The organism is Microcoleus sp. CAWBG27 (assembly GCF_020883145.1).
Taxonomy (GTDB): Bacteria; Cyanobacteriota; Cyanobacteriia; order Cyanobacteriales; family Microcoleaceae; genus Microcoleus.
In genome coordinates this window covers 1-14573 of the sequence record NZ_JAHREU010000107.1, presented here as the reverse complement: position 1 = coordinate 14573, position 14573 = coordinate 1, and the positions used below count along the sequence as shown (strand labels likewise).

Annotated in this window: 20 protein-coding genes; 3 read left to right on the top strand and 17 right to left on the bottom strand. The window is 39.7% G+C overall.

The genetic code is table 11. The annotated features are described in order from the left end of the window. Positions 1-110: 110 nt before the first annotated feature. The 16 genes from QZ938_RS31350 to QZ938_RS31275 form a co-directional block, all read right to left on the bottom strand. Positions 111-581: a hypothetical protein gene (locus QZ938_RS31350; protein WP_293356052.1), complete on the bottom strand. Its 471-nt coding sequence runs from the start codon at positions 579-581 to the stop codon at positions 111-113. 17 nt (positions 582-598) lie between these two features. Beyond that, complete coding sequence (locus QZ938_RS31345) at positions 599-994, bottom strand: lysozyme inhibitor LprI family protein (RefSeq protein WP_293356049.1); 396 nt, start codon at positions 992-994, stop codon at positions 599-601. Between the two features lie 52 nt (positions 995-1046). Next, on the bottom strand, positions 1047-1844 hold the full coding sequence (locus QZ938_RS31340) for a hypothetical protein (protein WP_293356046.1): 798 nt from the start codon (positions 1842-1844) through the stop codon (positions 1047-1049). A gap of 7 nt (positions 1845-1851) precedes the next feature. Beyond that, the gene (locus QZ938_RS31335; RefSeq protein ID WP_293356043.1) at positions 1852-2862 is read right to left on the bottom strand and encodes a hypothetical protein; all 1011 of its coding nucleotides are present in this window, start codon (positions 2860-2862) and stop codon (positions 1852-1854) included. A 21-nt stretch (positions 2863-2883) separates the two neighbouring features. Next, entirely contained in the window at positions 2884-3525 is a 642-nt protein-coding gene (locus QZ938_RS31330) for a hypothetical protein (RefSeq protein ID WP_293356040.1), read from the bottom strand. A 330-nt stretch (positions 3526-3855) separates the two neighbouring features. After that, positions 3856-4431, bottom strand: coding sequence for a hypothetical protein (locus QZ938_RS31325; protein ID WP_293356037.1), 576 nt, complete (start codon positions 4429-4431; stop codon positions 3856-3858). 113 nt (positions 4432-4544) lie between these two features. Beyond that, positions 4545-5219: a hypothetical protein gene (locus QZ938_RS31320; RefSeq protein ID WP_293356034.1), complete on the bottom strand. Its 675-nt coding sequence runs from the start codon at positions 5217-5219 to the stop codon at positions 4545-4547. 72 nt (positions 5220-5291) lie between these two features. Next, positions 5292-5930, bottom strand: a complete 639-nt coding sequence (locus tag QZ938_RS31315; RefSeq protein ID WP_293356031.1) for a hypothetical protein — start codon at positions 5928-5930, stop codon at positions 5292-5294. 373 nt (positions 5931-6303) lie between these two features. Beyond that, positions 6304-6729: a lysozyme inhibitor LprI family protein gene (locus tag QZ938_RS31310; RefSeq protein ID WP_293356027.1), complete on the bottom strand. Its 426-nt coding sequence runs from the start codon at positions 6727-6729 to the stop codon at positions 6304-6306. Between the two features lie 24 nt (positions 6730-6753). Continuing rightward, the gene (locus QZ938_RS31305) at positions 6754-7440 is read right to left on the bottom strand and encodes a hypothetical protein (RefSeq protein WP_293356024.1); all 687 of its coding nucleotides are present in this window, start codon (positions 7438-7440) and stop codon (positions 6754-6756) included. 51 nt (positions 7441-7491) lie between these two features. Continuing rightward, positions 7492-8043 carry a hypothetical protein gene (locus QZ938_RS31300; protein ID WP_293356021.1) on the bottom strand — a complete coding sequence of 184 codons (552 nt, stop codon included), beginning with the start codon at positions 8041-8043 and terminating at the stop codon, positions 7492-7494. Between the two features lie 66 nt (positions 8044-8109). After that, positions 8110-8673, bottom strand: a complete 564-nt coding sequence (locus QZ938_RS31295) for a hypothetical protein (protein ID WP_293356018.1) — start codon at positions 8671-8673, stop codon at positions 8110-8112. A gap of 13 nt (positions 8674-8686) precedes the next feature. Then, on the bottom strand, positions 8687-9097 hold the full coding sequence (locus QZ938_RS31290) for a lysozyme inhibitor LprI family protein (RefSeq protein ID WP_293356015.1): 411 nt from the start codon (positions 9095-9097) through the stop codon (positions 8687-8689). 41 nt (positions 9098-9138) lie between these two features. Next, positions 9139-9639: a hypothetical protein gene (locus tag QZ938_RS31285; protein ID WP_293356012.1), complete on the bottom strand. Its 501-nt coding sequence runs from the start codon at positions 9637-9639 to the stop codon at positions 9139-9141. A 113-nt stretch (positions 9640-9752) separates the two neighbouring features. Next, complete coding sequence (locus QZ938_RS31280; protein WP_293356009.1) at positions 9753-10421, bottom strand: hypothetical protein; 669 nt, start codon at positions 10419-10421, stop codon at positions 9753-9755. Positions 10422-10645: 224 nt separating this feature from the next. Beyond that, positions 10646-10846, bottom strand: a complete 201-nt coding sequence (locus QZ938_RS31275) for a hypothetical protein (RefSeq protein ID WP_293356006.1) — start codon at positions 10844-10846, stop codon at positions 10646-10648. A gap of 76 nt (positions 10847-10922) precedes the next feature. Between QZ938_RS31275 and QZ938_RS31270 the strand changes: the two genes are divergently transcribed. After that, positions 10923-11156 (top strand): hypothetical protein, encoded by a 234-nt coding sequence (locus QZ938_RS31270; protein WP_293356003.1) that lies wholly within the window; start codon positions 10923-10925, stop codon positions 11154-11156. Between the two features lie 167 nt (positions 11157-11323). Here the strand turns inward: QZ938_RS31270 and QZ938_RS31265 are convergent, their stop codons facing one another. Beyond that, the gene (locus tag QZ938_RS31265; RefSeq protein WP_293356000.1) at positions 11324-13324 is read right to left on the bottom strand and encodes a P-loop NTPase fold protein; all 2001 of its coding nucleotides are present in this window, start codon (positions 13322-13324) and stop codon (positions 11324-11326) included. 223 nt (positions 13325-13547) lie between these two features. On the opposite strand from QZ938_RS31265, the gene QZ938_RS31260 reads away from it, so the two are divergent. Together QZ938_RS31260 and QZ938_RS31255 are read left to right on the top strand one after the other, a co-directional pair. Further along, on the top strand, positions 13548-13706 hold the full coding sequence (locus QZ938_RS31260) for a hypothetical protein (RefSeq protein WP_293355997.1): 159 nt from the start codon (positions 13548-13550) through the stop codon (positions 13704-13706). Positions 13707-13943: 237 nt separating this feature from the next. After that, on the top strand, positions 13944-14453 hold the full coding sequence (locus tag QZ938_RS31255) for a hypothetical protein (protein ID WP_293355994.1): 510 nt from the start codon (positions 13944-13946) through the stop codon (positions 14451-14453). Positions 14454-14573: the final 120 nt, after the last annotated feature.

The window sequence follows — 14573 nt, the reverse complement described above, 5'->3', positions numbered from 1 at the left end:
CCGAATTTCTCAACTTGGAGTTATTCCCTCTCTGTCCACTATTATTCGCTCCAAATCTGCTCTTTATCCCTTGGGATTGTCTTGGCAGCCAGATTAACTGCTACCCCTACTTATTGAGCCGATACAACGAAAGTTAAATTTTTGGGATTTCCCTCCGGCCTAGCCGTGAGAGGAGTTTTAGTTATTTGAATCTGCCCTGGATACAGAGAAATAATTCGGTCTTCAGTATCCCCGATTTTTGCACCTTTGATAGTAGTTATTCGCCGATCGCTAATATCAATTCTGGCAATACGCCCCTTTGTTACCATAAAATTAATTCCTTTTGGCTCTGTTTCCGGTCTAAAATAAGAGCAAGTGTACGCATCAGGTCCGTTCATTACAAAAACTAATTTAACTCCCGCAGCGCGGGATGCTTCATCAACTGTCATTCCGACTCGGATCGGCCCAATTCCATTCAGTGCTAATTTCGAGTTCTCTGTCAGTTGCGCTTGAGCGTTTACTGCTGTTACCCAAACCGCAACAATAACAATTGTGCTGATTAGTAAGGTGACAAACTTAGTTGAACTGTTTAACTTTCGCATCGATCGCTCTTGCTCCTTTATTTCTGTAAATATTTCTCTAACTCTGCTGTACGTTTGTCTGTCTCGCTAGCAAGACAAGCATCGCGAACACCTGGATAGGAAGTACCCGTTCTACCTGGGTCTTTGCAACTAGCATCGCGTCGCTGAATCCAAGCTAATTGTTCGTCAATCAAATTTTCTCGGTCGCGCCGATTCAGCTTCGATATTACTTGTTTGTAGACTTCATTGAGCCGGCGATCTGCTTGTCGGTAAAGAGCAGCACCACAATTGTTTATTTGAGGCGTGGTTTGAGGTTGGTTGCAAACAGCAGGTTCGCTAGCAGAGGAATCTCGCCCCTGACCTAAAACCACTGGAGTGCTGATTCCAAAAAACACCAAACTTAACATTAAATAAAATATCGATCGCCCTTTCATCAATTCTTTCTCCTGATTGTAAAATAGTTAACGTTACCCATCAAATCTATTTTTAACGAATGTATCCAGTCTCTCCAAGAAATTTTTGCAAGTTACTGAAAAATTGTTGGCGATCGCTCTCTTTGTAAGCTTCTTGCACCCGCCTCCATCCATCCTCACCTTCGCCCAAGGAATATTTGTCAGCCAAGTAAGCAGCTAAGATTGCTTTACCTCCCTCAGATTGAGTTTGTGTTTTAATGTATTCTTGCCATAGTTGAGCGGCATGATTTTTAACTTGTTGGGAATAGCGCCGTGTGGCATCTATCATTTTTCCCTGACGGTACTGCCAAATTTGTAATGGATAACGAGATCCGGCATAAGATGAAAACTTATATGAAAAGCGATCGTCGTGAGTGACAAATTCTACATTTCCATCTTTATCTAAATCCTCAATTTTAGGACCGCGGCAGTTTCCCCAGCGATGAGTGATGGCTGTGTATTTTTTGGTTTTGACATCGTAGCGGTAAATCAGAAATGACGTGCAACAGTGAGCGCCACCAGAATATACATCTAATATAATTTCTGGTTCGCTGTCTTTATCTAAGTCCCGAACTTGAAGGTCAGATAACCGACAGTAGCCCACTTCTTTTTTCGGTATATTTTGATTGAAAACTGTTTGACCGCCCCGGAGCAATCTCAGTTGCGGGTTTTGCGAACAAAGTCCGCTGGTGGGTTCAAATGAAACTTCTGCTCTCACATTCCCAGATTCGGCTGTCTTGGTTTCAGCTTTGGCTGCTCCTCCTAATAAACAGGAAGCAGCACCTAAAATTGTCAAACTCGTTATCAAACCCAAAATCGATCGCTTTTTCATATTTACCTCAATTTTTGGATGCGATGGGTCTTTTTGAACGCAGAATGCGGCTGATTTGCTCGTTTGTCATAAAAGGAGCTGTTAAATAGGTACTTCCCAAACGACCAGTTCCTTTCTCGGAGAATCTAACTTGAGTGTCATTTGCATATTTCAAACCAGAGTTACCTAAATTCCAGTAAAACTTAATTGCTTTGCCAGATTTTACATACTTCTCTCCCAAAGCAGGGTCAATTGACTCTATTCCACCATCCAGAGGTGGGTAGCTAGATAAACCGCTCTTTAAAATATAGGCTTGAATAGCACTAGGTTTATAATTAAAGTAAACGAAACCATTCCTAAATTCTTCAGGTAAGTCATAATCAGTACGGATTTCACGTCCCCCACCTTGTTCTACAAATTCTTTCCAAGTTATAAGCTCAGACTTGGGTTGTTGAGCAACATTTTGTACTCGCCCATTTATCACCTGAGACTTAGCTACCATCGAACGAGCAACTTCAATTAATTCATTACGACGAACAGAGCCAGAATATATTTTGAAATAATTATTATCTTGAACCCACGATACTGTATTCCAATCTGCACCTTGAAAATGGTAGCCATTTTGGTTTCTAGATAGTTCAATAGCATCTGCTCCCGAACCCCGCTGTCTATCCTCTTGATAATATTTCGATGCAAGGGTGCTTGAGGCAACTGAGAAACGCAAGCAAACTAGATTATATCCTCTCGTACCTCTTCCTCCCCTACTAAAGCGTGGAGGACAGTTTTTGTCTTCGAGGGCAAGATGAGCGCGTTCGCTGTTGACATCAAATATTAATTGGGGAGACATCTCTCTAGTAATAGATCCAGGTAAACGACTTGGCAGTCGAAAGACTAAGTTGCTGGGGAGTTTGTTTTTAATTTCGCCGATAATGGGTTTGAATACAGGATCGGGTTCGGCAATTGCAGGTATCGGTGAAAATACTCCGACTCCGACAATTATCAAAGTTACCGTTAAACTTAAAAGCGATTTGTTTTTCATGAGTTTTTCTGCTGCGTGAATCTATCGTTGGTTTGGTAAAGAAACGGTACAGCGAGCTGCATAAAATTGCCTGACAACCCGCTCTTTTTCTTCTCTAGTAGCAAACGGTATTGTTTCAATAGCTCTAAGGGGTTGGGAAAAAGCGCTGTAAAGAGAGATTCTCGGTCGGTCTATCTCGACAGCAGCTATGCCCAAATAATTGCCCTGCCGGATGAGAAATCCACCGTCCCGAAGGAAATTATTGTACCACCCGCTGCTTTTAACTTTGAGCTGTCCGTTAGAGGCAGATCCAATACTGAAGAAAGCGTTGACTTTGCCGCTGCCGGCTGCCAGCGTCCAAATAACGCAGGTGCGACCGGGAACCGCTGAGGGATAGATTGTCAAATCATCTTCACCGCTAGTCCAACTACCTAAAAAAGAAGCTGTTGCCGGGTCAATTCGCGACCAAGCTCTCGTAAAAGCTTCTAATGCTTGATGCCGCTGCCCCGAACCGAATTGTCTGGACTGCTGGGCTTGAGGTATGATTTCCTGCTGGAATTCTCGGGATAATTGCCGCAATTCTGCATCCGTCGGATAGCGCTGGGATTGTGCTAAGACTGGTAATGAAACATAACTTATAACTGCCAGACTTACCGTTAAACTTAAAAACAATTTGTTTTTCATGAGTTTTTCTGCATCCTACCTAACACTTTTTATCGGAGGCTCGTCAGCCATCGAACTAGCTAAATTAATAAAGTCTGACTTGAGAGGTTTGATTGCATTTCCATTGCGATCCAATCTGCATCCTACACTTACCCGATAATCTAAACCATCTTGCTTCCAAATCACGCTCAAAGAAGGTGGTGTTGAAGGTCCTCCAGAATTTTGAACGACGAAAAGACCCTCAATACCTTGCTTTAAAGTGATAGGCGTCCTTTCTAGCACTGCCCTATCTGAACGCCTGAGTAATTCTTTATCTGATTCCGTCCAAGTTTGATAATCGCCTCCTTATTTTTAGTTTTTAGCCTTAATGGGAGGTTCGTTCGCCATCGAAATAGCAACATTAATTACTTGCTCCCTCGACATCGAGCGAGACATGACCATGAAAATCATGCCGTCTTGTTCCCACATAATTTCGTGCATTTGTCCTCGGGTAGGCTGAATGTAAGAACGATAAAAGCCGCGAACTCCTGTTTTGAAGCTGATTGAACTCCCTTGTTGCTGATATTCACGAAGCCTCTGGTTGGTGTTTGAATTACGTCTTTCAACAACAATACGTCCCGTATCGCATACGGCTACAAGGCGCGTTTCAGGACAATTAGATGTAACTAATACAATGGCAAAATATCCTCCTTCTCGATCGTTAGAAGGTATTAATGTTGGTCGATATCCAGGTATGCCACTTGGCGGGTTGGGAATAACAGCAGGCAATCGCATCACCATACCTCTAGGGAGTTGAGTTTGAATATCCCGGATTAGCGGTCTGAAAATAGATGCGGGTTCAGCAGTTGCAGGTGGCAGCTTTATGAATGCTCCAATCCCTAAGATTGTTAAACTTGCCATTAAACTAAGAATCGATCGCCCTTTCATAATTTTTCCTTTCTGTTTACTAAAAAATACTTTGTTCGTGGGTGAAGCGGAGCTATCTCGTAAAGAATCGCCCTGTCCATTTGTGTTGAGTTGAAAAGAACTATCGACGCATATCACCTATTGCCTGGTTTACAGTTTGGGTTGTTCTTTGTGGGAGATACCCCATTTCGTAGCTGCGTGTACCTAGAAGATTCACACACCACCACATTTCGCTCGGGATTTGCAACAGCAATGCGAAGGTCTACTAAATATGTGACCACCTCAACATTCAAGCCATTTCCATTTCGGGTACTTGCATAGAAAAAACCATTGACTTTGTTGTCTTTTTTAAAGTCGTCGATGAATTGGTACTGAGAAGTATTGATATTCACTACTTTGACATTAACAAATCTTGGTTTGGATAGCTCTAATCTTCCAGCACCATCTTGCGCTCTAACTCTAGTCACCCAATAATTTTGATTCCCAGCTTTGAAATCTAAAATTGATTCGACATCGTAACCCGCAAATAACATTTGACTGCCATCTAACAAAAAAACACCATTTATAGGTCTATCAATTTGGGTAGCACTGTTACGAATCTGTCGTTGAATAGCTTCTCTAAATGAACTTTGCGACATAACTTCTCTGGGAACTCGCAACACCTTTTCACCTGTGCTCAGTTTTCCAATCTCAAATCGTTGAAATTGATTGATGTTCTGAGCTACTTGAGAGGTTATCCCTCCTAGCTTTGGCTGAGGCTGTGCATAGATTGGTGCATAGCTGACAGTCAAGACGGTCAAAGTTGTCATTAGACTAAGAATCGAGATCCCTTTCATTATTTATCTCCTCATTTTTTAGTGAATTGGTTCATCCGTATACATTTACCGTCTGTTTGGTAGTGAAGCACTACACCCAGCCGCCTTAAACTTCTGAATTATCTCCTGCTTTACCCACTCAGGTAAGTAGTTGATATTGAACCCAGGAATATGTGTAACGCTTGGAGCTTTTAATGAACCTGTCAGACTATAACCGTAAAGCCTTGCTTCATTTCCTCGGACGTATGTGTCTCCTAAATGATCTCCTTTTATGATAAATACATTATTGTTACTTGTACGGATAGTTCCATTAGACACGGAACCAACTGTCAATGATATACCGTGAGATTCTACTGTATTTCCTCTTTCACCATTGAGTCCTATATCAATGATACAAACACAACCTTTGGTATTTGAAGGATAAATAAATTTTCCTTCTTCTAATGCTCTGTACGACCCCAAAAAAGGAACCACACCTGGATCTACTTTTGACCAAGCCGATCTAAAAGCTCTCAACTGGTTAATTTCTGGAGTATCTTTTCGGCTCGTTTGTTGGAACGAATTAATCTGTTTCTCAAAATCCAGCCTCAACTTTTTAAGTTCGGCATCGGTCGGATATCGGTCAGAATTTGCCAATACTGATAATGAACCAGTCGCAATTATTGCAAAACTCATGATTAAACTAAGAAGCGATCGCCCTTTCATAAACTCTATCCTCATTTTGATTGTTGATTGTTTCAGCCTTTATTTGACTCAGCGTATGGAAGCAGTACACCCAGCCGCCTTGAATTCTCTAAGAATCTTAGAATTTTCTTGCGGGTTAGCTCTTGATACAGCTAACTTTGTAGGGTCTTGAGGGAGTTGTGGAGATGTATAAATATCAGAGCCTGGTGCAGCTCTTGCTACATTAAGGCTTTGAAGATGCTCGTTGTTGGAATTCTCTGATGAGTCGCTGAATTTCGGCATCTGTCGGATATCGCTGAGACTGTGCAAAAACTGATAAGGAACCAGCGGCCAATACTGCACAACTTATTATTAAACTTAAAAGCGATCGCACTTTCATAAACCCTTCTCTCGTTTATCTTTCTCTTAAATACTTTTCTAATTCAGCAGTCCGCTGTTGGGTCATGCGTTCCCTGCATTCATTCAGAAAACCTCGATAACCCGTGCCCATCCGACTTCCGTAAACTTCAAAGTGGCAGTTGTTTTCTCTCAACTCAATCCATCCTTGTTGTGCTTCAGAAATTAGCGATCGCTCTTCGCGACTTAATTTGGCAACCAATTGCTTGTAAACCTCATTCAGCCGAGTGTCGGCTGCTTCATACCTCAGTCGTATGCACTCCTTAATCTCTATGTCAGTTTGAGGGTTGTTGCAATTAGGCTGTCGCTGAGCGATCGGGCTTGGTGTTGGGCTGTCTTGTTTTAGCTCTGCAAAGACTGGCCAAGAGTTAGAAGGAACAACAGTCAAAATTATTATTATACTTAAAAGCGAGATTCCTTTCATAAACTCTCCTTTCTTCGTCTCCAATTATCTCACAAAAGCAAATGATGAAACTACTGTGTTAAATACTTTCTCTTCCACAGCACTAATTTTGTCTCCATAGTTAAAAGTAGAAATAGTAACTAGGTTTCGCTTGTCAGGGGTAAGAAAATTAGCTGTCAAAGAAGTATCCACGTCATCTGTTTTTCCTGTCATACTAGACTTTTTAATATAAACGAAAGCTTTTTGCTTAGCAATTGTTGTCTCTCTAATATTTTCTAATCTCAGAGTAGTTGAATTAATTTCAGGAATCAGCCGAGTTTCCGATGTGGCCGGTTGCACCCTCACCCACACAGGTAAAGTTTGATGACCGTAGCCACGTAACCGATTTTTTTTGCCACATTCTAATAATTTAATATCAGCAGGGTTGTACAAACTTATTGTCAGAGTATCATCCTGCCTTTTTTCTGTTTGATAGTTAGTTGGAATATCAAACGAGAACCCAAATTTTTCCTCTCTAATTTTTCTGGTTTCTTTAGTTGGAGCAACGCTATGGCCTCTTGGACATGGATCTTGTGATTGAGCTATTTTTAACTCAGTGGGACTTCCTGCTGTTAGTAAGCTTTCAGTTTTCGTTGCCAATCCCAGGCTGTGCTTTGATTCGACCAAACAGCCAACTCCTAAAATCACCAAGGTTGCAACTGTAGTGGACAACACTTTACCTTTTTTTCTCATCTTTTTTGTCTCCTTTGTAGTTGATATCAAAAATATACATTACTTGCCAGATTACAAACACCCTTCTGAATACTCAACTTCAGGAAGTTGCCCTGATGTGAAATAGATAACGCGCCTATTAAGCGTCCAGAAAATCAAACGATAATTGCTATCCGCTGCATCTCGCGGAACAAATGTCAAGTTATTTCCCGAACCGCCTAATGGGTTTTTAGTAACTATAATTTGTCCGGGATAGAGAGAAAAAATTTGCTCCTCAGTATCTCCAATTTTAGCTCCTTTCATGCTAGTAATGTTCTTGTTTCCAATCTGAACTGTAGCAATTCTGCCCTTTGTTACCAGAAAGCCAATCCCTTTTGGATCTTCCTGTAGTTTGAAGTAAGAACACAGACGACCACTACTGCCTTTTACCAATCTCACTCCCGCAGCCCGCGATGCTTCATCTACAGTCATTCTCACTTTGATCGGCCCGATGCCATTCAGTGCTAGTTTCGATCGCTCTGTTAGTTGTGCTTGAGCATTGACTGATGTTGCCCAAACGGCAACAATGACAATTGTGCTGATTAGTAAGGTGAAAAACTTGGGTAAACTCTTTAACTTTCGCATCGAGTGCTATTCCTCCTCTATGTCTGTATTCAATACTTTTCTAATTCATTCACTTGACCGAGAGTATTAAGAACAGCCTTCTATATACTCAACTTGAGGGAGTTGCCCAGACCTGAAATATTTAACACGCTTGTCAATTCCTGTCTGAAAAATTAAACGATAATTGCTATCTGCCGCATCTCGTGGCACAAATGTCAAGTTGTTTCCGCGACCGCTTAACGGATTTTTGATAACTCTAATTTGTCCTGGGTATAGAGAAAATATCTGCTCTTCAGTATCTCCAATTTTGGCTCCTTTAATGGTAGTAACCCGTTCGTTGCTAATATCAACTCTGACAATGCGACCTTTTGTTACCATAAAGCCAATTCCTTTTGGTTCGACCTGTGCCTTAAAATAGGAACAAAACTCTTCATTTAGAGGCTCATAACTTTTTACCAATCTCACTCCCGCAGCCCGCGAAGCTTCATCAACAGTCATACCCACTCGAATTGGCCCGATGCCATTTAGCGCTAGTTTCGAGTTATCTGTCAGTTGTACTTGAGCATTGACTGCTGTTACCCAAGTCACAAAAATGACAATTGTGCCGATTAGTAAGGTGAGAAATTTAGTTGAACTGTTTAACTTTCCCATAGCTCTTGCTCCTTTACTTCTGTAAATATTTCTCTAATTCCGCTGTACGTTGTTCGGTAACTCTAGTAAGACAAGAATTAAGCACATATCCATAATTGCTACCTCCTCCTCCTCTATCCGATCGAACTTTGTTTTGGCAAGTAGTATCGCGACGCGGAATCCAAGTGAGTTGTTCGTCAATTAGTTTGTTTCTATCGCGCTGATTTAGTTTTGATATAACTTGTTTGTAGACCTCATTAAGCTTGGTATCTGCTTGTTTATAAAGAGCCAAAAAACAATTGTTTATTTCAGCTTGGGTTTGAGGTTGGTTGCAAGCAGCAGGTTTGCTTGCAGAGGCATCTCGGCCTTGAGCCAAAACTACTGGACTGTTGACACTCAAAAATATCAAGCTCAGTATCACATTTAAAATCGATCGCTTTTTCATTATTTTTCCTCCTTGAAGTAGCAGAAAATATTAATTAGGTGTCAGTAGAAACAAGGATCTATTAACGTAATCCCCTGCCGAATTTTTGACCACTCGGATGCTAGTGAAGTTTCTGATGGTTGTATTTTGCGGTAGCCTAACTCTGGATGACGACTATAAAAGACTGCATCTGCTACTTTATTCATCACGGGACTAAATCTAATTATTCCCACCCCGTATTTTCCCGGAGTATCATACTCGGAAAGCCGCCACCCAAAATTAGACCCACAACCTCGCTCGTAAACTAAATTACCATCGCCCAATACTTTTTTAATAGCAGCCCATTCGTTAATATACTGCGTTTCGTTAGAACGAATTTTGCGGCTGTTCAGTTGTGGGTGCAGCCTATAGAAAATCCAGTCTGTTAACTCATCGATCGCTTTTTCAGGCGCGTTGTTGGCTGCAATCGTTACCGAATCAGCGACAGGATAGCGGTTCGGTTGCGCGAGAACCTTCACGGACAACAAAGGAACGGCAATTAATCCCAATATCAAATACTTCATTGCATCCCTCGATATTTCATCATTTTTACACTTTATTTTTTCAGATTTTTTGTTGGTGCGATCGCTCTCTAGCTACTTGTTTTAACAGAGGCGATCGCGTTTTGATGTTTGCCTCATTTTTTTTGAGAAATCCGTCTTTCAGAGCGCAAAATTTTGTTAATTTCCTGCTTTGTCATAAAAGGAGCTTCCAAACAAGTAAGTCTTAAGCAGAATTGACCTGTTTCTTTTACAAATCTAAGTTCTGTATCTTTTCCATAAATTCGACCCGAAACAGCTCCACCTCCCCAGTTAAACTTAATTGCTTTGCCCGATTTTACATAGCTATCTGCCTCTTCATAATCAATTTCTCTTACTTCAGATTTTACAGGTGGGTAGGTAGATAAACCTTGCTTTAGAATATAACCTGTAGTATTATCGGCTCCTGCATTAATGTAAAGATATCCATTTCTAAACTCAGTAGGTAAATCATAATCGCGGTCAACAAAACGTCTCCCACCGCGTTCTATAAATTCTCTCCAAGTTATCAGCCCGGAATTGGGTTGTTGAGCAACAGTTTGCGGCTTATTTATCACGTCAGAATTGGCCGTGACACTACTATCAACGAGAGATTGATTTGCCCTTGCAGCAAGTTGAGGTTTGCTGAATTGTCCGAAGCCGACAACTGCCAACCCCACCATCAATCTAAAAATAGAGACTCCTTTCACAATTTTTCCTCTGTTTCGTGCAATCCCTTGGAAAGCTACAAACCTAAGTGCCTTGCAAAACCGCCACTGCTGCAACACCCAGAACCCTCCACCTATATCTCTGCCTCGACCCGCTACTTTTATGCAAAATATGGATTATTGTTACAAAACTTTACAGAAAGTAGCGAAGTGTGGGCTGATTCGATCGCAAGCAAGCTGGCCCCGATCGAGCGGTGCTGCGAGTTGAAGAGGGCTCAGATCCTGAAAAAATATCAAGTTTGCTGAATTATGAGCGTTGAAATGGCAGGATATTTCGCATCGCGTCAGTAACAAGGATGCAAGGAACTTACGCCCAGCCAAATTTTCGGCCGCTCCGACACCAGCCTCCTTTCTGAGGGTTGTATTCTGTGGTAGCCTCGCTCTGGATGGCGGGTATAGAATATGGCATCTGCTACTTGATCGAGCACGGGACTGGATAAGGAGATAGTTCTTCCCTGTCTCCCCCCGCCCTCACGGTTTTTCATCAGGATTAAAATTTTATTGAGGTTTGAGACCTGACATTATATTGAAGATGCAGATACAGGAGGCAAGAAAGCTCAGATGAAATTTTCATTAGAACAGATGTACCCCAATATCACCCGTTGGGTATACGAACATGAGGGCTGGATTGAAATCGGCGATGGGGGCGAGAGTCCTTCAACATCTTTTGTGCGGGCGATCGATTGTGGTGGGATGCTGTGGTTCGGAAAAGATAGCTATGAGAGCCTAGATGAAGCGCTGCAAGACCTAGATGCGGGATTGGCAGTTGTGTTGAAAGAGATTTACGGTGAATGAAACAACACAACTAACAACGTGCTACTGCAAATAAAATCAAAAAATGGATTCAAGCCACTCAGGAAGTTGAAAAAGCTCGACTTGCCATACCGATAAGCAGGCTGAGGACTATCAAAAGTCTGGTTTTTTTTGATGGGCGGGTGACAGACGGCGCAGAGTCAATACCCTTAAAAAGGTTGTTCTACTTGTTCGAGATTACTAATAATTCCTTCTAAGTATTCTTTATTGAGAGAACTTAATAAGTATCCGCTAATTTTTCCTCTTTTTTCAGAAATTTCTGCTAGTAATAAACTTTGAAGATTTTTCAAAAAAATTAGCTCATCAACTAAATTTTTCACATACACTGTGTTGCTATATCTGTTTCTTAGACAATAAAAAATATAGCTCATATCGTAATAAGGCAACGTCAAAAATATTTTTATAAAGTCTTCAGGATGTAAATATTTCAAGAGCGGATAATCATAATAATATTTTTGTCCTAAACTATCGAAATTGCTGGCAGGATTTAAAAATATTGTATGTTGAAACATAGCGATGTTATTTTGCATCATATCTAGTATCTTTTTAGCTTCATTGGGCATATTTTGAATCCTTACTTCTTCTTGACATTGCTTAATATAATTATCAAAATCTCTAAAGCCAGGATCGTCTTTACTGTTAAATTCAATATTCATATAAACATCTGGGAATGGATTAGAACTATACTCTGTATCTAGTCTGCCAGAATTCTTGAGTTCATCAATATATTTTTTGACTTCATCAATAATAGATTTTTTGTCCTTGTTGTATACCTCAATATCAGAAAATAGCAAGAATAATCCGGTAATATGCTTGATTATTCCAATATCCTCAAAGGCCCTATTTAGATACTCTGATTTAACTAGATTGAGTGTTTTCTCGAATTCTTCATCAGTCAGCCTACTATAACGCAACAATTTCATCCAGTTGGGCGCATTGTCCTCTTGAAAAAATTTGGAATTTGGCAGTGATTCTTCTAAAGATTGTCTATCGATCAGACCTTTGTCAAAAAAAGCTTCCCACCATAATAAGTTTGGATACACTCCAGAAAAAGCTAGTAATCCACTAAAATAATAGGAGTTATAAAGGTTTTGATACTTTTTGTATATAGAATCTTTATGTTCAGTATTATCAGTATTTGCATTATTTTTTCCTGTTAAATGACTATAATTATTGCGCCTTCTCTCTGACATTATTTCTTCAGCTAACTTCCGATCTATTTGACTAATTTCTTGGGGGTGAAGTCTGGCACAAGAAATTTCAATAGAAAAAATTATTAATATTTCTAAGACTTCTTCTACTAATTTTGATTTATTCTGAGCTTTTTCTGGTAGGTTTTCAAAGATTCGTTCAAAATCCAAGATTACTTGGTTCAATATTCTTAAATTTGTACATTTTGCTTGCCTGTACAACTCTTCAAGGAGAGCCAAGTTTTTTGTCAAAATTTCTTTGACTTGCGAATTAGATATTTGAGCAATGGTTATATGTAATGCCCCTGAAAGGTCAGGAAAAACGTCAAAAGTTTTCCCAATTAGTTTTTCCTTGGTTTTGTTGTATTTTTCTTTTTTGTCTAGATCGTTATTTATTTCATCTTCATTTGCAATTATGACTACTTTTAAGTCTTGGGAATCTACAAAACTATTGATATATCCCAATATATTTTCAATATTTATGCTACAACGTTCTAAGTCATCAAATATTAAAAGGCTAAATTGAGAATCTTTAAATTTTTTAATTATCTCTATATCGGGAATAGATAAACTCCATCTTCCATCTTCTTGACCATCATTGTCTAAATCAATTTTTAATGTGCCTTTTACCAAACCTTTAAAGATTTTACCCGCTATCACCATCTCTTTAGATGCAAGTAAATGATTCAAAGGACTCAATTGTTTAAAAAGACTGTCTTCTATTTCTGAATAATTAGTGATGCCGTATAGGCTGAGATATAAAGATTTTTTACCTACTGTTTTTAATTTTTCACGATACTGATTTATAAACCATGTTTTACCACAGCCCCATTTTCCTTTAAGCAAGATAGCGAATTTAGGGGACTGAGATAATTCACAGTAATAGTCTAAATATTGTTCAATATGCTGATTTGGTTCAGAAATATACTGATTAGTTGTGCTAATTATTTGATCGGGCATATTTTTTTATTGGTAAGATGAATAAGGTCAAGAAGTATCAATCATTTAATTCGATCGACTCTCCTGTAATAATCTTTATTTTCTCAGTCGCTGTAAAGAATTGTACGATCGCCTATTTTGCTTAACGATCGCCTATTATATCACTATCACTGCATTAGTCTTCAACATCATTGGCCAGGAGGTAGGCTGATACCGCGAGTCAAAAAAGAGCGATCGCCACCAAATGCCAGCAGTACCCCAGACATTCCACCAGGAGGGCGATCGCGAAAATGCAACGATGCGAAGGATTTTCGCGATCGCCCTCAGTTCGAGAAATGACAGGCTGGTGTTTGGCAAAAAAAGGATATTAAGCGCTATACTATTTGCGATCGCAATACTGTAGGATAGCTATATCCTCACAATAGTTGAGATTTTGGAAATAGTGGAAAACAAAAATATATAACATACTTCTTGCAAAAATCCGAAAGCACCCTGAAATTATCTGCGTTTATCTGTGTTTATCTGTCTGACATCTGCGGTTTATGTATCAATCCGAGACTTATGCAAGAGGTCTAATAGTGTAGATTATTTGTATGGTTGATAGCATAGAATATGAAGATTATTAAAGGAGAGTAAGTTAGTGGAAAGTAATACAAATTGGCAAAATGCTGGTCTTGGATTAATTGGTATTGCAATTTTTGCTGCAATCATCTGCGCTTTATTTTATCAAATTGGTCAAGCACCTTGGCAATTTATTACAATTCTAATTGCTTCTTTAGGCGCATTGATTACAGTTGCAGGTAATTTTAATATTCAAATTCGCAACGAACAGAAGCCCAAAAAAGTTGAGATCTATGAGAAAGTTATTAACCTTTTCTTTGATAGTATATTTGCCCAAAAGTTAGGGCAAGAACCTAAAACTGAAGAAGAGTTAGTGAAAAGCATCCATGACATGACACCTGATTTAATTTTATGGGCGTCTGACGATGTTTTAAATTTATACATTAAGTTTCGCCAAATCGCAAACAACCAAGATTCTTCAACCACTCCTATTCTGTTGTTCGGTCAAATGTTATTAGCAATGCGAAAAGACTTAGGACATCAAAATAATCAAATAAATGAGGAGTCGATTTTAGGTACATTTGTATAGCCTTTCTCAGAAAGATGAGGTACAATGTTACTGACACTTACTCATGATGATTAAACAGAGAAGACACGATCTAATTAACTACAGTTACATGGTTCAGTAAACCAGGCGAAAGCGATAGAA